Genomic DNA, 19,386 nt, shown 5'->3' on the forward strand with positions numbered 1-19,386 from the left:
AGGCGTTGGTTGTTATGTTGAACGCCAGCGGCACGTTGGAGATAGAATCAGTCGCGCCGTCAGGCCCTCCCCGATGGGCCGAACTATGGACCATGTCAGCGCGGACACGCAATACGAGCTTAGTCGGGGATATATAGACCTGAAAAACAGGACGTTGCGGGCTGTTCCGCTAGCGGCGCATCAGCCGGAAGTCATCGCCCTGAAGGCCGATCGCGGTGACATCGCCGGGACCGTACACCGCTGCCAGCGCCTCACGGAACGCCGCTTCGGCGTCACTGCGGTCAACGCTGCTGTCGGGCAGAAGCCGCAGCGGGCTGCGCTGGACGGCGCGCACCAGGGCATCCGTCAGGACATGCTCTTTTTCATGAAAGTCCAGAGCCGAGTATGAGCGCGCCAGGCACACCCTCGGTGTGAGGAAGGCATAGCCGGCCAGCCGGCCCTCTTCCGCCACGATCGGCGCGACCAGCTTGTTCGCGCGGACGCTCTCGCTTTCCGCGCAGTCATCCGCTTCCGCAAAGGCAGACGGGGCCCCAAAAAGGGTGACGATCAGGGCAAGGGCGAGCGCTTTCATGAGGGCAGTATCGGCGCAGCGCGTCAAAAATGGGTGAATCCCTTTTTGGTCAGTTCAACGGCGTCTCCGTCCCATGTCACCTGAAGCCCCGCCGGACCGTCACCGAACTGCCCCGCCACGGTCAGGGCCAGCGGTCCGGCGGCCGCGCGCAGGGCCTCAAGCCGGTGGGGCGGCACGGCCAGCGCCAGCTCGTAGTCATCCCCGCCCGCGGCGAGCTCGAGGCGGGCCTGTCTGGGTTCAGGCTGCAGGGCCAGCCAGGCCGCGGCGGCAGGCGACAGGGGCAAATCCTCCAGCGCCAGCGTCAGGCTCAGCCCGCTGGCCTGTGCGATATGCTCGAAATCGGCAAGCAGCCCGTCACTGACATCGATAGCCGCACTCGCGAGGCCGCGCATCGCCGCCGCCAGCTTCAGTCGCGGCTCCGGCCGGGTGAAGCGCTGGGCCAGATACTCTTCATGGGCGGCGTCCAGCCGGTTACGCCCGCCCAGCCGGGCGTGAAGGCCGAGCCAGGCATCGCCGATCGTCCCGGTCACCACCGCCAGATCCCCGGCCTGCGCGCCGCTGCGCCGGACCGCCCCGCCAAGTGGCAGCGCTCCAAAGGCGGTAATGGTGATCATCCACGGGCCGGGCGAGGATGTCGTGTCGCCACCCATGAGGTGTACGCCGAACAGGGCCTGCTCGGCGGCCAGGCCATCGGCAAACCGCTCGCGCAAGGCGGCATCTGCTCCGGCGGGCCAGGCGACGTTGAGCATGTAGGCCAGCGCGCGAGCCCCCATGGCGGCCAGGTCGGACAGATTGACCCGCAGCGCCTTGGCGGCCACCAGTGCCGGGTCTTCATCGGCCGGGAAATGAACGCCGCTGATCAACGTGTCAGAAGTGACGGCGAGCTCATGGCCCGGCGGTGGTGCGATGACGGCGCCGTCATCGGTCAGGCCTGCAGCACCCGGGAATCCGGCGCTCAGCGGCGCGAGGCGCCGCGTGATATAATCGAATTCGCCGCCGCTCACGCGTCCGCCGGGCGCATGGTGCGGGCCAGCGAGTCGAGGGCACCGTTCACCACGCCCGGCTCCGTGCCTTCAAAGAAGGCATGGGCCACATCGACATATTCGTTGATGACCACGGATGTGGGCACGTCGAGCCGCGCCAGCAGTTCAAACCCGCCGGCCCGCAGGATGGCCCGCAAGGTCGCGTCAAGGCGTGACAGGCGCCAGCCGGTCTTGAGGGTCGCGGAAATGTGGCCGTCCACCTCGTCCTGGCGCTCGACTATGCCGATGAGGAGGTTTTCAAAGAAATCCTCGTCCACCTCCATATACTCGCCCGGCTCGCCGTCATGTCCGAAGCGGTGATCGCGGAACTGGCGCACCACAGTGCCCGCCCCCTGCCCGCTGATTTCCATCTGGTAGAGTGCCTGAACCGCACTCAGCCGTGCCGCGCGGCGCAGGCGGGCGCGGGTGTCGGAGCGGCTGGCAGCGTCGGTGGTCATCACGACGAGAACTTGTGCTTGAGCGCATTCATGGCCAGCGCGGCTTCGGCGGCGTCCTTGCCCTTGTTCTTCTGGTCGACATGGGCGCGGTCACGGGCCTGGCGGATATTCTCCACCGTCAGGATGCCATAGCCCAGCGCCACGCCGGACAGGCTCAAATCCATGAGGCCGCGCGCGCTTTCCCCGCACACATAGTCGTAATGGCTGGTCTCGCCGCGGATCACGCAGCCCAGCGCCACATAGGCGTCATAGGGGTCGCCGCCGAGCCAGGACATGGCAATGGCCCCGGGGATTTCGAACGCGCCGGGCACCTGAACGGTCTCGTGCTGCGCGCCGGCGGCGTCGAGCGCAGCGCGCGCGCCCTCCAGCAGCTGTTCGGTGATGTCTTCATAGAACGGCGCGGCCACGATCAGGACGCGGGGTTTGTCAGTCATGGCGGGCTCCTTCAAGATCGCGCTGTTCAACGACTTGCAGGCCGTATCCGTCAAGCCCGACAATGGTCTGAGGCGCAGTGGTCAGAAGGATCATCTGCCGAACCCCGAGGTCCAGCAGGATCTGCGCGCCGACACCATATTCGCGCAAGCGCCGCGCTTCGCGCGCATCCGGCGCGTCGGCGGGCGCGGCGCCGAAGCGCTCTGTGATGGCCGAGCGGTGGGTCTCGCGGATGAACACCATGACGCTCGGGCCGTCATGGGCCTGGAGCGCTGCAATACTCTCCTCCACCAGTCCGCTGCGGCCGCCCACTGCGCCCAGAACGTCCTCGGCGAAGCTGACCTTGTGCATGCGCACCAGCACAGGCTGGTCGGCGCGCACCTCGCCTCTCGAGATCGCGACGTGCTCCACATCGTCCACCAGAGACCGGAACACGGTCAGGCGGAAGGGGCCGCCCCAGCGCGTGGTCGCTTCGGTGTCGAGGCGGCGCTCGACAAAGCGGTCATGCTGGCGGCGATAGGCGATGAGGTCGGCGATGGCACCGATCTTCAGGCCGTGAAACCGGGCGAACGCCACCAGATCGGGCAGGCGCGCCATGGTGCCGTCTTCATTCATGATCTCGCAGATCACGCCGGACGGATTGCAGCCCGCCAGCCTTGCGATATCGACCGCCGCCTCGGTATGGCCGGCCCGCACCAGCACACCGCCATCGCGCGCCACCAGCGGAAAGACGTGACCGGGCGAGACAATGTCCTCGGCATCCTTGGCCGGGTTGACCGCCGTGGCGATGGTCAGGGCGCGGTCATGGGCGGAAATGCCGGTAGACACACCTTCGCGCGCTTCGATCGACACCGTGAAATTGGTCGTGTGGCGCGACTGATTGCGCGCGCTCATCAAGGGCAGTTTGAGCTGATCGGCCCGTGCGCGGGTCAGGGTCAGGCAGATCAGCCCCCGGCCATGCTTGGCCATGAAATTGACTGCCTCCGGCCCGGCGAACTGGGCCGGTATGACGAGATCGCCCTCATTCTCCCGGTCCTCGGCATCCACCAGGATGAACATGCGCCCCTGGCGCGCATCCTCGATGATGTCGGTGATGGGAGATAGCGGCGATGGTCCGGATGGCGCGCTCACGAGACACTCCCTGACGGGCGGAATTCGATCAGGCGAGCGGCGTAGCGCGCCATGACATCGACCTCAAGGTTCACATGCGCTCCCGGCTGCAGGTGGGACAAGGTGGTGACCTTAGCGGTATGGGGAATGATCATCAGATCGAAGGCTGCGCCGGCTACCGCGTTGACCGTCAGCGAGACGCCATCCACGGCGATGGAGCCCTTCTCCGCGATGAAGCCCGCCACCGCTTCGGGTGCCGCGATGCGCAGGCGCATCCAGCCATCGGTGTCGGTACGCTCAAGCACCTCGCCCACGCCGTCCACATGGCCCTGGACGATATGCCCGCCGAGCTCGTCGCCCATTTTCAGCGCACGTTCGAGATTGATCGGGGTGCCAACCTGCCATCCGCCCAGTGTTGTGCGCGCCAGGGTCTCGGGCGAAATCTCCACCACATGGCGCGCCCCGGTACCGTCGGGCTCCACTGACACCACGGTCAGGCAGGCCCCGTCATGGCTGATCGAGGCACCCAGCGCGATCCCGCCGGGCGCATAGATGCTGGCGATAGTGGCGCGGCGCAGAGGGCCGTCTTCAAGGGCGATCACCCGTCCGATGTCAGTGACGATCCCGGTAAACATCGCTCAATCGCACTCCCACGTTTCCCATGTATCCGCGCCGCATTCTCGCAGATGTGTGCGGCGGAACATGGGGGCACCATCAAGGGTCTCAAGGCCAAGCGCCGCTATCGCTGGCAGCGCGTCGCCCCCTAGAAGCACCGGCGCGCGGAACCATTCGATCCGGTCGACTATCCCTGCGCGGATGGCGGACGCCGCGACACGGCCTCCCGCCTCAATTAAGACACTGCCCAAGCTTTCTGACGCAAGCCATTCTATGACATGATCTATCGAGATCCCGGTTTGGTCTGATCGCCGCGCGACGCAGCGGGCTCCTGCTGCTTCCAGCGCCTCGCGCGCCGCGACCGGCGCACCGGATCCGTGAAACAGAACCGCGGGTCCCTGCGTCAGCAAAGCGCAGTCCGGCGGTGTGCGCAGCCAGGTGTCCAGCACGGCCCGTATTGGCTGATGCCCTGAGAGCGCGCCGCCCGGCCGGGCCGTCATCTGCGGATTGTCGGCCAGAACGGTCCCGACCCCGGTCAGCACGGCGTCGTGACCGGCGCGCAGCTGATGCACGGCCGCGCGCGCCTCTGGTCCGGTGATCCATTTGGACTGCCCGCTGGCAAGAGCGATCCGGGCGTCCAGACTGGTGGCGAGCTTCAGCGTGACGCGCACAGGCGCGCTCATGCGCCGTCCTCATCAGGTGCGGGTTCGTCAGCCGCCGGACGCTCGGTCCCCATCAGGCGCTCGCCCTTGATGAAAGTGGCAAAATCCTCCACCTCCCGGAAGTCCTTGTAGACTGACGCATAGCGCACATAGGCCACGGTATCGAGTGCCCGCAGACCGTCCATCACCAGACGGCCGACCTGTTTGGACGGGACATCCGGATCACCCCCGCTTTCCAGACGGCGCACGATGCCCGAGATCATCTGTTCGATCCGGTCGCGATCGATGGAGCGCTTCTGGGTGGCCAGCAGCACTGACTTCATCAGCTTGTCGCGCTCGAACGCCTCGCGCTTGCCATCCGATTTGATCACGTGAAGGTCGCGCAGCTGGACGCGCTCGAACGTGGTGAAGCGCGCGCCGCAGGACGGGCACTGGCGGCGGCGGCGAATCGACCCGCCATCCTCAGCGGGACGGGAGTCCTTCACCTGGGTATCGTGATGACCGCAAAACGGGCAGCGCACGCGTCAGCCTCCGCTCTCAACCCAGCTCGGGATAGATCGGGAAGCGCTGGCACAGGGCGATCACCTCGTCGCGCACACGCGCTTCGACAGCGGCATCGCCGTCACGGGATGCGCTCAACGCATCGAGCACCTCTGCCATCATCTCGCCAATCCGGCGGAACTCCGCCGCGCCAAAGCCGCGCGTTGTGCCCGCGGGCGATCCGATCCGCAGGCCCGATGTCACGGTGGGCTTGGCCGGGTCGAACGGTACCCCGTTCTTGTTGCAGGTGATGTGCGCACGCTCCAGCGCGGCTTCGGAAATGTCGCCGGTCAGCGATTTGGGACGCAGATCGACCAGCACAAGATGGCTGTCTGTCCCGCCGGAAACCAGGGCATACCCGGCCTCGGTCAGCGCGCCCCCCATAGCGCGGCAGTTCTCGATAACTTCGTGTGCATAGGCTTTGAACTCCGGGCGCAACGCTTCGCCGAATGCAACTGCCTTGGCGGCGATGACATGCATGAGCGGCCCGCCCTGCATGCCCGGAAAGACGGCGGAATTGAACTTCTTGCCCAGGTCGGGGTCGTTGGACAGAATCATGCCGCCACGCGGACCGCGCAGGGTCTTGTGGGTCGTTGTCGTGCACACATGAGCGTGCTCCAGCGGGCTGGGATAGGCACCGCCCGCCACCAGACCGGCGAAGTGTGCCATATCCACCAGCAGATGCGCCCCGACCTCGTCGGCGATTTCGCGGAAGATCTTGAAGTCGATGATGCGCGGATAGGCCGAACCGCCTGCAATGATCATCTGCGGACGCACCTGGCGCGCAGTCTCGCGCAGCGCATCATAGTCGATCAGCGCATTGTCCTCGCGCACGCCATAGGCATGGGCTTCAAACCACTTGCCGGACATGTTCGGGCGTGCGCCGTGGGTCAGGTGCCCGCCTGCGGCCAGATCCAGCCCCAGAATGCGGTCGCCCGGCTTCAGAAGGGCCAGGAACACAGCCTGGTTGGCTTGGCTGCCCGAGTTCGGCTGCACGTTGACATAGGCGCAGTTGAACAGAGTCTTGGCACGCGAGATTGCGAGCTCTTCGGCAATGTCGACAAACTCGCAGCCGCCATAATACCGCTTTCCGGGATAGCCTTCGGCATACTTGTTCGTCAGCGGCGAGCCCTGCGCCTCCAGAACCGCGCGGCTGACAATGTTCTCTGAGGCTATCAGCTCGACCTGCTCGCGCTGGCGGCGGATCTCGCGGGCAATGGCGTCGGCCAGCTCCGGATCGGCGGCGTTCAAGGGCCTGGTGAAAAACGAGTTCGCTGTATCGCTGGCGTGCGCGTGTTTCATGGGCCGTTCCCTCCGGAGCAAGACTGTGGTGCGGGTAGTCATAGGCCGGGCGCAGGCGCCCGACAACCATGACGGACGCGATGACGCACATGAGCACCTTAATGCTGGGTTGCATCTGTTACTCAATAAAGCGCGGTCACAAGTAATGCCTCTGAGAATATAATCACCAGATTACTTGCTCTGTGACCTGTGGAGAATTATACAGCGAGTGGATCATAGCGATTCCACGTCCCTGTCCCTGTTGCAGAAAAAGGATACCCCTCGTGAGCGAAGACACCTTCCCCGCCGTCGACAATGAAGAGCTGATGCGGATGACGACCGACATTGTGGCGTCTTTCCTGACGCACAATTCGGTGCCCGCCGAAAGCGTGCCGGAGATGATCAAGTCGGTCCACGCCACCATGAAAGAAATCTCTGGCGGCGAAGCCAAGCCTGAGCCGAAGGCCAAACCGGCCGTTCCGGTCTCGAAATCTGTCACGGACGACTACATTGTCTGTCTGGAAGACGGTAAAAAGCTGAAAATGCTCAAGCGTTACCTGCGCTCGCAGTATGATATGAGCCCGGACGATTATCGCCGCAAATGGGGCCTGCCGGCCGATTATCCGATGGTCGCGCCGAACTACTCCAGGCGCCGGTCCGAATTCGCCAAGGAAATCGGTCTGGGCCGCGGCGGCCGCAAGAAGTAGCGCCAGACCCGGTCTGGTTCAGACGATGACGCCCCGGCCACCGCGCCGGGGCGTTTTTTTGGGGTCTGCCCCTTGGATGCGGGCAAGGCGGCGCAGGAGCTTGCGCAGGGCGACCCGCTCAAGATCGCCGCGGGACGCACCCGCCGGGCCGGAAATCACCACTTCCTCACCGGTCGCCACATCCACCGCAGCGACGCGTGTACTTTGACCAAGCGTGGTGAATTCAAAGATCACTTCACGGCCGCCGGAACGCCCGTGCGGATCCATCAGGCCACCTTGACCCCGGCATGGCGCGCATAGACATCGCGCAATGCCTCGACCAGTGCGTCCAGCATTGCATCATCATGCATGGGGGTTGGCGTGAAGCGCATGCGCTCCCCGCCCCGCGGGACGGTGGGGTAATTGATCGGCTGGACGTAGATGCCGTGGTCTTCCAGCAGCGCGTCCGTCATCCGCTTGCACAAGATCGGATCGCCGACATGCACCGGCACGATATGGGTTTGATTGGGCATCACCGGAATCCCGGCGTCGGACAGGCGGCGCTTCAGCTGGGCGGCGCGTTCCTGGTGCGCCTCGCGCAGACGATGGGCGCTCTTGAGATATTCCACGCTGGCCCGGGCTCCCGCCGCAATGGCCGGGGCCAGCGAGGTGGTGAAGATGAAGCCGGGGGCCATGGAGCGCACGGCGTCAATAATGACCGAATCAGCCGCGATATAGCCACCCATGAGGCCGAACGCCTTGCCCAGCGTGCCCTCGATAATGTCGAACCGGTCCAGCAGGCCGTCGCGCTCGGCGATCCCGCCCCCGCGCAGGCCGTAGAGGCCGACTGCATGCACTTCATCGAGATAGGTGAGCGCGTTGTACTTGTCGGCCAGATCACACACCGCTTCGAGCGGGCCGATATCGCCATCCATCGAGTAGACCGATTCCAGCGCGATCAGTTTCGGGGCACCGGCCGGCGCTGCCTTCAGAAGCGCTTCGAGATGGTCCACATCATTGTGACGCCAGACATGCTTCTCGCATCCGGACTGGCGCACGCCCTCGATCATGGAGGCGTGATTGAGGGCGTCGGAAAACATGATCAGGCCGGGCAGGATCTTGCCCAGCGTGGAAAGCGTCGCCTGGTTGGAGATATAGCCCGAAGTAAAGAGGAGCGCTGATTCCTTCTGGTGCAGATCGGCCAGCGATTGCTCGAGCTCGACATGGTAATGGGTGGTACCCGAGATATTGCGCGTGCCGCCCGCCCCGGCCCCGACATCGTCGATGGCCTGTTTCATGGCACCGGTGACGCACGGGCTCTGTCCCATGCCCAGATAGTCGTTGGAGCACCAGACCACGACGTCGCGCACATCGCCGTCCGGCGTGCGCCAGTGCGCGCGCGGGAATTGTCCACGCACCCGGCGCAGATTGGCGAAGACCCGGTAGCGGCCCTCGGCGCGAACCCGCGCGACAGAGGCTTTGAAGGCGTTGCGATAATCCATCGGGTCTGCGCCATGCCCGCAAGAGCAATGGCGGCTCTCCTTTACTGACCTCAACTGTCCGGAAAATGACATAAACCGGACGGTGCGTCCTGACCTTAAACAGGGGCGTAATGTCGCGCTTTCTATTTGAAAACGCTTCGCAAACTCACCCTTTTCAGACCAGGTTCTCGCCTGCGATCATTTTGATTACGCCGGAAAAATCAAGCCGGTCGCCGCCCATATCCACAAAGCGCTGATAGATTTCGGCTGCCTGGGCCCCTAGCGGTGTCTGGGCGTCCGCGGTGCGCGCCGCTTCCATGGCGAGCATCAGATCCTTGAGCATCATGGGGGCGGCGAAGCCGGGTTGAAAATCCCGGTTCGACGGTGCCGCCGGTACAATGCCGGGCACCGGACAATAGCTGGTCAGCGACCAGTTCTGGCCGGACGACCTGGAGGCAATGTCGAAGAAGTTTTGCGGATCCAGCCCCAGACGAATCGCCATGTTCATGGCCTCGCAGGTGCCGATCATGTGAATGGCCAGCAGCATGTTGTTGCATATCTTGGCCGCCTGCCCGGCTCCGGCTCCGCCGGCGCGGATCACCGCCTTGCCCATATCGGCGAGATAGGGCTCAGCCTCGGCGAAAGCGGCTTCGGGTCCACCGACCATGAAGGTCAGTGTGCCCGCGTCCGCAGCGGCCATGCCGCCGGACACCGGCGCGTCAACAAAGGCGAAACCGCGTTCGGCAGCGATCTTGCCCACGTCGGCGGCGCTTTCCACGTCGATGGTGGAACAGTCCATCAGGACGGCGTGGCCGGAAGCGTGCGCCAAGACGCCATCCTCGGCAGTATAGACTTTGCGCACGTGCTGGCCGGCGGGCAGCATGGTGACCACGGCGTCCGCGCCCGACACTGCCTCAGCGAGCGATCCGGCAGGATGCGCACCCTTGGTGGCCAGATGCGCCACGGCGGCCGGATTGAGGTCAAACGCGCGCACATGGTGGCCAGCCTTGACCAGATTGGAGGCCATGCCACCGCCCATATTGCCAAGTCCGATAAACGCGATTTCCGCCATGGCGGTCTCCCTCATCAGCGTGGCGGGTGTTCTAACGCAGCGCGCGCGTTTGTCGACCGGGTCAGGACACGAAGACAATTTCCGGTGCCGGACGATGGGCTGCTTCCACATTCAACAGCATGGCCTCGGCCGCGCGCAGAAACGCCTTGGCCACAGGCCCGTCGCCGCTGGCCACCAGGCGCCCGGCGTCCGAGGCTTCGCGCAGTTCAGGATGCAGCGGAATTTCGCCCAGGAAAGGCGCGCCGATCAGCTCGGCTTCCGCGCGTGCGCCGCCGCGGCCGAAAATCTCGGTCCCCTCGCCGCAATGGGGGCACAGGAAGAAACTCATGTTCTCGATGATTCCGAGAATCGGAATCTCGGTCCGGTCAAACAGCGCCACCGCCTTGCGCGCGTCGTCCAGGGCGAGCGTCTGGGGCGTGGACACGATCACGACACCGGAGATCGGCGTGCCTTGCGCGATCGCCAGCTGGGCGTCGCCGGTGCCCGGCGGCATGTCAATGATCAGAACGTCGAGATCGCCCCAGTCCACCTCGTTGAGGAATTGCCGGATGGCGCCGGTCACCATGGGGCCGCGCCAGACGACGGGATCGCGTTCGCCCACCAGGAAGCCCATGGACACCAGCTTCACGCCATGCGCCTCCAGCGGCTGGATGCCGGCATCGGTCTTGCGCAGGCCCGGTGCGTCCGACAGGCCAAAAATCCGCGGCGCGCTGGGGCCGTAAATGTCGGCGTCCATCAGTCCGGTTTTCAGGCCCAGCTTCACGCACGCCCCTGCCAGATTGGCCGCGACGGTGGACTTGCCCACCCCGCCCTTGCCCGATGCCACGGCGATGATCCGCCGGGCGGGCGGACGCGCCGGGGCGGGCACCGCTTTGGGCTTGGCTTTCGGAGCGGAGGACAGCTGGGTCTCGATGATCACCCGCGTGCGCGTAACGCCGTCTCGCCCCTCCAGAGCGGACGCCACGGCGGCGCGCAGGGCGTTGATATCCTCGCCCTGGGGTCCTGGCCGCAGGACGATGGTGGCCACGCCGTCGCGCAAGTCGAGACCGCCAACGCGTTGCGCCGCGCCCAGAGTCGCGCCGGTGGCGGGGTCGATGACGTCATTGAGGGCTTTGGACAGGGCGTCGGTCATGTCCCTGAAATAGACCCGCGGCGCGCCGGGGGGAAGCGCCCCGTATGCAGACATGGGCTGACTGGATCCGGGCGATCGGGACTGGCGCGCCCCACGATCAGCAGCCTCTAGCGCACGCGCGGCTTGATCGCGCTTCACAAAGGCGGCTAAACCGGTCAGTGGAGACGTGGCCGAGTGGTCGAAGGCGCTCCCCTGCTAAGGGAGTATACCTCAAAAGGGTATCGTGGGTTCGAATCCCATCGTCTCCGCCACTTTTGTGGCCTAAGTTATTGTTATTAAATAAGGCTTGGATATCTCTTCCCCCAATTTGCCCCCCTCAATGATAGACGCAACACGGCCTTGGTTATGGGCAGCTCACATAACTCGCGGTCATTCAGCGGGGTCGGCGAGAGGACTGAGCAATATCCGCTCTCGGTGCAACGCACTTCATTCACGCCTCCAAGCAGGTTGCGGATTCAGTTGACAAATCAAGCACCGCTTTGATGGCTGTCTGATGTGTGCCTTGGAAGTCCTCCCTGTGACGCAAGACACGGCCGCCGCCTATGACCTGGACGTCGATCTGGAGCGGCCACAAGGGTTCAAACCTTGAGCCTGCGATGGTTCAGCTGATCTCTCCAGCCGCCACAGCATGCCCCTCGAAGGCCTCGAGATAGAAGTCAGCCAAGGTGAAGGCTGTGTTCACTGCGAGCTTGGCATGATGCCTCTTAGCAGCCAGCAGTCGTGGGTGGCGGTCGCCAAGCTTGTTGCTGGCCCCTGAGAGCCCGCCAATCACCGTTTCGAGACCGCGTAGCAGCTGCTTGACCGTCTCCGTCTCAGGTTCCCTACCCGCAGAGAGCAGTCTGTGAACCCGCTTCTGCAAACGCGGAAGGTCCCCATCGTATGAGCTAGCGGACCGATCCAGCTCACGCTCGATATCTATGAGCACCTGCTCGACAAGAGTTCTGGCGTTCGTGATCGCTCCGCTGAAGTCCCCGGCACCGAGCTTGTCGCGGCACTTGTTCATGTACTCATGGACAAAGTCCTTCGAGGCGGCGCGATACGCCTCCACCGCCTCGGGTTCGACCGCTCCGCCATCGACCGTGCTCACTCGCACCTGGTTGCGGTCCAACACCAAGCGGAACCCGTCGCGTTCGAACGCTGCGTTGAGGTGCGCGAGGGTTGTCTGCACATCGCTTGGGCGGTCATAGCCCAGCGGATCGAGCACCGTTACGATGAGGCGCTTGAGGTCAGGCGTTCCATTGAGAGCCTGCAGCTTCTCGTCGGTGTACATCCAGCGCGAGGGGAAGCCTCCACCCATGGGGTACACGTCATCAGCGCCGAACTCGTTGAAGAGTGAGACAAGCGCAGGACCGGAGCGGTAAGTCGGGCCCACTTCGGTGTCACCATTGATCGCTTCGCGCAATCGCGTCAGAGACCGCTGCGAGAGTTTCATCATCACACCCATCGGCTGATCATGGCTTGCGCCCTAGGCGCGCATGCGATGTTATCTCGATGATGTACCGGGGGAGAAGCCTGAATGGTCGACAGTGACATCGCCACACGGCTCTGGGCGACGGCGAACAAGCTCTGGGCGGACACGGGGCTGCGACCGTCACAGTTCTCAGGTCCCGTCCTGGGACTGATCTTCCTGCGCTACGCCGAGAAGACCTACGCCGAGGTCGAGGCCAAGCTGGGGCCGGTGGGCGGCGGCGGCCGTCGCACGGTCACGAAGGACGACTACAAGGCCGAGGGCGCCATCTTCCTGCGCCAGAACGCCCGGTTCTCTTTCCTGCAGAGCTTGCCGGAGCAAGCAGACATCGGCCATCAAGTGAACGAGGCCATGCGGGCCATCGAGGAAGAGAACGAGGACCTCGCCGGCGCCTTGCCGCGCACCTTCACCGACATCCCCGACAAGACCCTGATCGAGATGATCCGCCTGCTGGCGCCCATCGAGCTGTCCGGCGACGCCTTCGGGAAGGTCTACGAGTTCTTCCTGGGCCGCCTCGCCCGCGCCGAGGGGCAGAAGGGCGGGGTGTTCTTCACGCCGGAGAGCCTCGTCGATCTCATCGTGGAGATCGTGGAGCCCTATCACGGGCGCATCTTCGATCCGGCCTGCGGCTCGGGCGGCATGTTCGTTCACTCTGCCGAGTTCGTGGAGCGGGGCAAGAAGGCCGCCGCGAACGAGATCAGCGTGTTCGGGATCGAGAAGGACCCCGTCACGGTGAACCTCAACAAGATGAACCTGGCGGTCCACGGGCTGTCCGGGGACATCCGCAACGCCAACAGTTACTATGACCGGCACACCGACCTGTTCCCCACGGTGGCCGAGGCGGGCGGCTTCGACTTCGTCATGGCCAACCCGCCCTTCAACATCTCCGGCGTCGACAAGGAGCGCCTGGAGGGCGACGGCCGCTTCCCCTTCGGCCTGCCCACCACCAACAACGCGAACTATCTCTGGATACAGCTGTTCTGGTCGGCGCTGAACGATACGGGCCGGGCCGGCTTCGTCATGGCGAACTCGGCCGGGGACGCCCGCGGGGCGGAGCTGGAGATCAGGAAGAAGCTGATCGAGACCGGCGGCGTGGACGTGATCGTCTCCGTCGGGCCCAACATGTTCTTCACGGTCACCCTGCCGTGTACGCTGTGGTTCTTCGACCGGGCCAAGGCGAAGACGGACCGCGCCGACCAGGTGCTGTTCATCGACGCCCGCAACATCTATCGCCAGATCGACCGCGCCCACCGCGAGTTCACCCCCCAGCAGACCGAGTTCCTCGCCAACATCGTGCGCCTCTGGCGCGGCGAGGAGATCATGCTGTTCCACAAGAGCGATGCGCTGCTGGACGAGCACGGGCTGCGCGAGGGCTATGCGGACGTGGCCAGCCTGTGCAAGGCGGCAAGCCGCGCCGAGATCGAGGCCCAGACCTGGTCGCTGAACCCGGGCCGCTATGTGGGGGCTGCTGAGGGCGAAGACGACGAGGTCGAGTTCGAGGCGCGGATGGCCGAGCTGGCGGAGGAGTTCGAGGTGCTGAGTGCTGAGGCGCATGAACTTGAGGGGCGCGTCACGCGAACCCTGGGCGAGGTCCTTTGATGGCTTCGGAGAGGTGGTCGCTCAAATCAATCGACGAACTCGGCACTGTTGCGCGGGGACGGTCTCGACACCGTCCAAGAAACGACCCTCGCTTGTACGGCGGCGCCTACCCATTCTTTCAGACAGGTGATGTCAAGGCGGCTGAGCTTCACCTGAGAAGACACACGCAGACCTACAACGAGGCTGGCCTTGCACAGAGCAAACTGTGGGAGCCAGGGCCGCTCTTGATAACCATCGCAGCCAATATCGCTGAGACAGCAATCCTTGGGGTGAAGGGCTGCTTTCCAGACAGCATTGTCGCGTTTAACGCCTACCCGGACCAGGCGGACAACAAGTACGTGAAGTACATGCTGGATACATTGAAGGGGTCGATGGCCGCGGTTTCTCAGGGAGCAACGCAGGGAAATCTGAGCCTCGAAAAGCTTCGGAGCTTCAAGTTCAGCGTCCCGCCCGTTGGGACCCAGCGCCGCATCGCCGCGATCCTGTCGGCCTATGACGATCTCATCGAGATCAACACGCGGCGCATCGCGATCCTCGAAGAGATGGCGCGGCGGGTCTATGAGGAGTGGTTCGTGCACAATCGCCGGCCAGACTGGCCTGAGGCCCGAGCCGATGAGGTCGTGTCGTTCAACCCTCGGACACCCGTGCCGAAGGAGGGAGTGAAGCTCTTCGTTCCAATGGCCGCTCTGAGCGAGACGTCGATGGTGATCGACGGTGTCGAGACTAAGGCCGGAAACGCAGGGGCGAAGTTCCAGAACGGAGACACGCTCTTCGCGCGCATCACGCCCTGCTTGGAGAACGGCAAGACAGGGCTTGTCGACTTCCTTCCTGATGAACAACCGACTGCCTGTGGCTCCACCGAGTTCATCGTAATGCGCGAGGCGGTCTACTCCAGAGAGATGGTGTATCTTCTTGCCCGGTCTGATCCGTTTAGGTCTGCCGCCCGCCAAAGTATGAGCGGCGCCACAGGTCGCCAGCGGGTCCATCTGGCGGCACTCGAAGAGTTCCCTGTCTGCCGCCCAGACGACGCGACGATCCAGCGGTTCACGGCAATGACCCGACCGATGTTCGAACTTGCTGGCGTGCTCTCTTGCCAAAACGCCAACCTCCGCACCCAGCGCGACCTGCTCCTACCCCGCCTCGTTTCAGGCAAGCTCTCGGTAGACGATGCCGAGCGCCAAGTCGAGGAGACCGCCGCATGATCATTCCCCTCGCAATCGTCGCCGCTGCGGCTGAACTCACGCTGGTGTCTTCTACGGCTCAGTTCTCTGGCTACTGCTACGAGCCCAGCGAGCCCTATTGTGTGCGAGAGTTCGGAGAGTTCATGGATGAGTACGAATTTCAAGACTGCCGGCGTGCAGTCGAGCGCTATCAACGCGAAGTCCAGGATTACCTCGTGTGCGTTGAGAACGCCGCCGTTGATGCGGTCAACGAGGTCATCGAGAAGTTCAACTGCCGCGCTCGCGGCGACAGCTTCTGCTAGGGGCCAGCTGGGTCGAGGTTTGGCGGGGCTCTGGAGGATTTAAAAGCGGAATGAAGAAGCAAGACAGCGAAGCGGACATCAGGGAGTTCTTCGCTTGGTCTGAACTCTTAGATCATTTTGTAACGAGGCCGCTTTCCCACATCGCGCCGAATTGGGAGCTTACCTGGGACCACTCCGGCCAGTGCTACATGCCAGAACCCGACAGTCTTGCATCAGATGTGAACAAGGTCATTGAAATAATTTCCAAACTTCCGCGGCCTCAGAATTATCATGATCACGAGGATGAAGTTGCTCGAAGGCTAATCGGGACGAGTGGTTGGCCGATACAGAAGAAGATGGGGCGGTGGATCGGAGCAGATTATAGGTCGATCCTCGAAAATGGTGGGTTCGAGGATTATGGGCAGCTCGAGCTTCTTGCGTCTGCAGCTGGACGAACCCATGCCGCGTTAGATTTTGGACAAAAGCACTTTGATGCAATGGAGGAAGGGCACCTGAACATGCTCGCTGCAGTGCTCACGATCATTCTGTACCACCGCACATGTGATGGAACCATATTGATGGCCCCAGATGACGAATAGCCCCAACTACGGCGAGCCGCCAAGCTCCGGCCGCGGGGAGTACGCTGAAGACCCCGCGGTGAAGGACCCCACGATGCTCCTGCTGGGTGCCGTGGGTTGGGAGGAGCAGAGCGATCTCCTCCAGGAGTGGGGCTCTGGAACCTCATCTGAAGGCCGGCGGACCATGAAGGAGGCGATCCTTCTGCCGCGGCTGGAGAAGGCCCTGCGAAACCTCAATCCGGACATGCCCGAAGAAGGCCTTGAGAAGGCCGTGGAGGCGCTTCTAGAGGACCGCAGGGCGATGCCCCCACAGGAGGCCGCACGGGCCTTCCACGGGCTTTTACGGGGCGGTGTGAGGGTGCGGGTGAGCGATGGCCGAGGCGGCTTCGAAACGCGCACCGTGAAGGTCATCGACTGGGCCCAGCCGCGCAACAATCACTTCTTCGCCGCGACCGAGTTCTGGCTGCAGGGCGAGGTCTACAAGCGCCGCGCCGACATCGTCGGCTTCGTGAACGGCCTGCCGCTCCTGTTGTTCGAGCTGAAGGCGCCCAGCGTGAACGTGAAGCACGCCTTCGACGACAATCTGCGCGACTACAAGCAGACCATCCCCCAGCTGTTCACGCCCAACGCCATCACCGTGCTGACCAATGGCGGCGTCACGCGGATCGGCTCGGCCTTCGCGCCCTGGGAGCACTTCTACGACTGGAAGAAGGTCGACCGGGAGGACGAGGAGGGCGCGGCCACTCTGGAGACAGTGATCCGCGGCGTGTGTGCGCCGGAGCGACTGCTCGACATCGCGGAGAACTTCACGGTCTTCGAGGAGACCAAGGACGGCCTGATCAAGAAGGTCGCGAAGAACCACCAGTATCTCGGCGTGAACAACGCCATCCGGGCGGTGGAGAGCCTGACCGCGGACAAGCGCCAGCTGGGCGTCTTCTGGCACACGCAAGGGTCAGGCAAGTCGCTGTCCATGGCGTTCTTCTCCGGCAAGGTGCTGCGGAAGATGCCGGGCAACTGGACCTTCGTGATCGTCACCGACCGCACCGAGCTGGACGATCAGATCTACAAGACCTTCGCCCGCACCGGCCTCGTCACCGAGCAGGAGGCCCATGCCACCTCGGTGAAGCACCTGCGCCAGCTGCTGAGCGAGGATCACCGCTTCGTCTTCACGCTGATCCACAAGTTCCAGACCCAGGGCGGCGAACCGCACCCCGTGCTGTCTGAGCGCGACGACATCATCGTGATCACCGACGAGGCCCACCGCAGCCAGTACGACACGCTCGCCATGAACATGCGCCAGGCCCTGCCGAACGCGGCCTTCCTGGGCTTCACCGGGACGCCCCTCATGGCCGGCGAGGAGAAGACGCGAGAGGTCTTCGGCGACTACATCTCGGTCTACAACTTCGCCCAGTCCATCGAGGACGGCGCGACGGTCCCGCTCTACTACGAGAACCGCATCCCGGAGCTGCAGCTGGACGAGGAGGTGTTCCAGGAGGAGCTGAACGCCATCCTGGAGGACGCGGCGCTGGACGAGGACCAGGAGCGCGAGCTGCAGCGCCAGTTCGGACGCGAGTATCACCTCATCACCCGACCGGACCGGCTGGAGAAGGTGGCCGCCGACCTGGTCGATCACTTCCTCGGCCGCGGCCATCGCGGCAAGGCGATGATGGTCTGCATCGACAAGGCCAACGCCGTGCGGATGTACGACCTGGTTCAGGTCCAGTGGAAGGCTCGGATCGAGGCTCTGAAGGCTGAGCTGCCCAGCCTCTCCGGCGACGCTGCGGAGAAGCTGAGGGCGAAGATCGCGGAGATGGAGGCCACCGACATGGCCGTCATCGTCTCCCAGGCTCAGAACGAGGCGGCGCTGCTGGCCGAGAAGGGCCTCGACATCACACCGCACCGCAAGCGGATGAACGACGAGGACCTGGACGAGAAGTTCAAGGACCCCGCCGACCCGCTGCGGCTGGTCTTCGTGTGCGCCATGTGGATCACCGGCTTCGATGCCCCGTCGATCTCGACGATCTACCTGGACAAGCCGATGAAGAACCACACGCTCATGCAGACCATCGCACGGGCGAACCGGAACTTCCCCGGCAAGGAGGCCGGCCTGATCGTCGACTATGTGGGCGTGTTCCGGAACCTGCAGGCCGCGCTGGCGATCTACGGCCAGCCGACCGGCGGCGGCGATACGCCCATCAAGGACAAGGCCGCCCTGATCGAGCACCTGGTGGGGCTGATCGACGACGCCAAGGCCTTCTGTGAGCGCGTGGGTGTGAACCTGGACGCCGTGACGAAGGCCCGGCCGGGTTCTCCTGAGCGCCTGGGCGCGTTCCAGACGGCGGTCGACGGCCTCATCTCCCCGGAGGAGACCCGAAAAGCGTTCCTGCGATCCGCCGCGGCCGTGAACAAGGTCTACAAGGCGATCCTGCCCGATGAACGGGCCGCGCCCCATGCCCCCGCCGCGATCCTCCTGTCGACCCTCGCCAAGCGCATCCGTGACGATGTCGAAGGTCCGGACGTGTCCGAGGTCATGGGCCGGGTGGAGGCGCTGCTCGACGAGACGATCTCGGCTGAGGACTACCACATGCCGGGCGACGAGCCTCAGGCGCTGGTGAACCTCTCCGAGGTGGACTTCGAGGCGCTCCAGGCGAAGTTCGACAAGGGCAAGAAGAAGACCGAGGCGGAGCGGCTGAGGGCGCTTCTGGAGACCAAGGTCCGCGAGATGGTGCAGCTCAACAAGAGCCGCGCCGATCTCCTTGAGAAGCTCCAGGCGCTAATCGACCGCTACAACACCGGCAGCCGCAACGTGGACGGCTTCTTCGAGGACCTGAAGGCGTTCATGGGCGAGCTGAAAGACGAGGACAGCCGCGCCATGCGGGAGGGGCTGACCGAGGAAGAGCTAGCGGTCTTCGACATCCTGACCCGCCCCGAGCCAGAGCTGACCGACAAGGAGCGCGAGCGGGTGAAGACCTGCGCCAAGGAGCTGCTGCAGACCCTGAAGGCCCAGAAGCTCGTGGTGGACTGGTGGAAGCGTCAACAGACCCGCTCAGCGGTCCGCAGCTCCATCGAGACCCTCCTCGACAAGGGCCTCCCGCAGACGCCCTATGACCGCCGCGTGTTCTCCGACAAGTCAGAGCAGGTGTACACGCACGTGTACGAGAGCTACGGCGGAGTTCGAGCGCAGATTTATGCTTGAGGTATACGAGTTTCGATGCAC

Annotated in this window: 20 protein-coding genes and 1 tRNA gene; 7 read left to right on the forward strand and 14 right to left on the reverse strand. The window is 64.1% G+C overall.

The features are described from left to right. Positions 1 to 169: 169 nt before the first annotated feature. From L2D00_03790 to L2D00_03830, 9 genes are read right to left on the reverse strand one after another with little or no spacing between them, the layout of a single operon-like run. A complete protein-coding gene (locus L2D00_03790; GenBank protein WBQ13811.1) occupies positions 170 to 571 on the reverse strand; it encodes a hypothetical protein in 402 nt (133 codons plus the stop codon). Between the two features lie 23 nt (positions 572 to 594). After that, entirely contained in the window at positions 595 to 1,575 is a 981-nt protein-coding gene (gene thiL, locus L2D00_03795) for a thiamine-phosphate kinase (GenBank protein WBQ13812.1), read from the reverse strand. Further along, on the reverse strand, positions 1,572 to 2,051 hold the full coding sequence (nusB, locus tag L2D00_03800) for a transcription antitermination factor NusB (GenBank protein ID WBQ13813.1): 480 nt from the start codon (positions 2,049 to 2,051) through the stop codon (positions 1,572 to 1,574). The genes thiL and nusB overlap by 4 nt, the downstream gene beginning before the upstream one ends. Then, positions 2,051 to 2,485, reverse strand: coding sequence for a 6,7-dimethyl-8-ribityllumazine synthase (gene ribH, locus L2D00_03805; GenBank protein ID WBQ13814.1), 435 nt, complete (start codon positions 2,483 to 2,485; stop codon positions 2,051 to 2,053). Before ribH ends, nusB begins: the two co-directional genes overlap by 1 nt. Continuing rightward, positions 2,478 to 3,614 (reverse strand): 3,4-dihydroxy-2-butanone-4-phosphate synthase, encoded by a 1,137-nt coding sequence (gene ribB, locus L2D00_03810; protein ID WBQ13815.1) that lies wholly within the window; start codon positions 3,612 to 3,614, stop codon positions 2,478 to 2,480. The genes ribH and ribB overlap by 8 nt, the downstream gene beginning before the upstream one ends. Continuing rightward, on the reverse strand, positions 3,611 to 4,228 hold the full coding sequence (locus L2D00_03815; protein WBQ13816.1) for a riboflavin synthase: 618 nt from the start codon (positions 4,226 to 4,228) through the stop codon (positions 3,611 to 3,613). Before L2D00_03815 ends, ribB begins: the two co-directional genes overlap by 4 nt. A gap of 3 nt (positions 4,229 to 4,231) precedes the next feature. Further along, a complete protein-coding gene (locus L2D00_03820; GenBank protein ID WBQ13817.1) occupies positions 4,232 to 4,891 on the reverse strand; it encodes a RibD family protein in 660 nt (219 codons plus the stop codon). Then, entirely contained in the window at positions 4,888 to 5,391 is a 504-nt protein-coding gene (nrdR, locus tag L2D00_03825; GenBank protein ID WBQ13818.1) for a transcriptional regulator NrdR, read from the reverse strand. The genes L2D00_03820 and nrdR overlap by 4 nt, the downstream gene beginning before the upstream one ends. Before the next feature lie 16 nt (positions 5,392 to 5,407). Next, positions 5,408 to 6,712 carry a serine hydroxymethyltransferase gene (locus L2D00_03830; protein WBQ13819.1) on the reverse strand — a complete coding sequence of 435 codons (1,305 nt, stop codon included), beginning with the start codon at positions 6,710 to 6,712 and terminating at the stop codon, positions 5,408 to 5,410. Between the two features lie 263 nt (positions 6,713 to 6,975). On the opposite strand from L2D00_03830, the gene L2D00_03835 reads away from it, so the two are divergent. Beyond that, positions 6,976 to 7,398, forward strand: a complete 423-nt coding sequence (locus tag L2D00_03835; protein ID WBQ13820.1) for a MucR family transcriptional regulator — start codon at positions 6,976 to 6,978, stop codon at positions 7,396 to 7,398. An 18-nt stretch (positions 7,399 to 7,416) separates the two neighbouring features. Here the strand turns inward: L2D00_03835 and L2D00_03840 are convergent, their stop codons facing one another. The 4 genes from L2D00_03840 to L2D00_03855 all read right to left on the reverse strand — a co-directional run bounded on the left by L2D00_03840 (position 7,417) and on the right by L2D00_03855 (position 11,116). After that, entirely contained in the window at positions 7,417 to 7,665 is a 249-nt protein-coding gene (locus L2D00_03840) for a hypothetical protein (GenBank protein ID WBQ13821.1), read from the reverse strand. Continuing rightward, positions 7,665 to 8,879, reverse strand: coding sequence for a 5-aminolevulinate synthase (hemA, locus tag L2D00_03845; GenBank protein WBQ13822.1), 1,215 nt, complete (start codon positions 8,877 to 8,879; stop codon positions 7,665 to 7,667). Before hemA ends, L2D00_03840 begins: the two co-directional genes overlap by 1 nt. Before the next feature lie 154 nt (positions 8,880 to 9,033). Next, positions 9,034 to 9,930, reverse strand: a complete 897-nt coding sequence (gene mmsB, locus L2D00_03850; GenBank protein ID WBQ13823.1) for a 3-hydroxyisobutyrate dehydrogenase — start codon at positions 9,928 to 9,930, stop codon at positions 9,034 to 9,036. 61 nt (positions 9,931 to 9,991) lie between these two features. Further along, entirely contained in the window at positions 9,992 to 11,116 is a 1,125-nt protein-coding gene (locus L2D00_03855; GenBank protein WBQ13824.1) for an Mrp/NBP35 family ATP-binding protein, read from the reverse strand. 106 nt (positions 11,117 to 11,222) lie between these two features. Here L2D00_03855 and L2D00_03860 point away from each other — a divergent pair. Continuing rightward, positions 11,223 to 11,313 (forward strand) — tRNA-Ser (locus L2D00_03860). A gap of 350 nt (positions 11,314 to 11,663) precedes the next feature. On the opposite strand, the gene L2D00_03865 is transcribed toward L2D00_03860, so the two are convergent. Beyond that, complete coding sequence (locus L2D00_03865; protein WBQ13825.1) at positions 11,664 to 12,506, reverse strand: abortive infection family protein; 843 nt, start codon at positions 12,504 to 12,506, stop codon at positions 11,664 to 11,666. Positions 12,507 to 12,578: 72 nt separating this feature from the next. Between L2D00_03865 and L2D00_03870 the strand changes: the two genes are divergently transcribed. Genes L2D00_03870 through L2D00_03890 form a run of 5 tightly spaced genes read left to right on the forward strand, consistent with a single transcriptional unit; the run spans position 12,579 to position 19,365 of the window. Continuing rightward, a complete protein-coding gene (locus L2D00_03870; GenBank protein WBQ13826.1) occupies positions 12,579 to 14,129 on the forward strand; it encodes a type I restriction-modification system subunit M in 1,551 nt (516 codons plus the stop codon). After that, entirely contained in the window at positions 14,129 to 15,331 is a 1,203-nt protein-coding gene (locus L2D00_03875; protein WBQ13827.1) for a restriction endonuclease subunit S, read from the forward strand. Before L2D00_03870 ends, L2D00_03875 begins: the two co-directional genes overlap by 1 nt. Beyond that, the gene (locus L2D00_03880) at positions 15,328 to 15,612 is read left to right on the forward strand and encodes a hypothetical protein (GenBank protein WBQ13828.1); all 285 of its coding nucleotides are present in this window, start codon (positions 15,328 to 15,330) and stop codon (positions 15,610 to 15,612) included. The genes L2D00_03875 and L2D00_03880 overlap by 4 nt, the downstream gene beginning before the upstream one ends. 50 nt (positions 15,613 to 15,662) lie before the next feature. Continuing rightward, positions 15,663 to 16,190, forward strand: a complete 528-nt coding sequence (locus L2D00_03885; protein WBQ13829.1) for a hypothetical protein — start codon at positions 15,663 to 15,665, stop codon at positions 16,188 to 16,190. Beyond that, a complete protein-coding gene (locus tag L2D00_03890) occupies positions 16,180 to 19,365 on the forward strand; it encodes a type I restriction endonuclease subunit R (GenBank protein WBQ13830.1) in 3,186 nt (1,061 codons plus the stop codon). Before L2D00_03885 ends, L2D00_03890 begins: the two co-directional genes overlap by 11 nt. The last annotated feature ends 21 nt before the right edge of the window (positions 19,366 to 19,386 follow it).

Source organism: Hyphomonadaceae bacterium BL14, from assembly GCA_027627705.1.
Taxonomy (GTDB): domain Bacteria; phylum Pseudomonadota; class Alphaproteobacteria; order Caulobacterales; family Maricaulaceae; genus Oceanicaulis.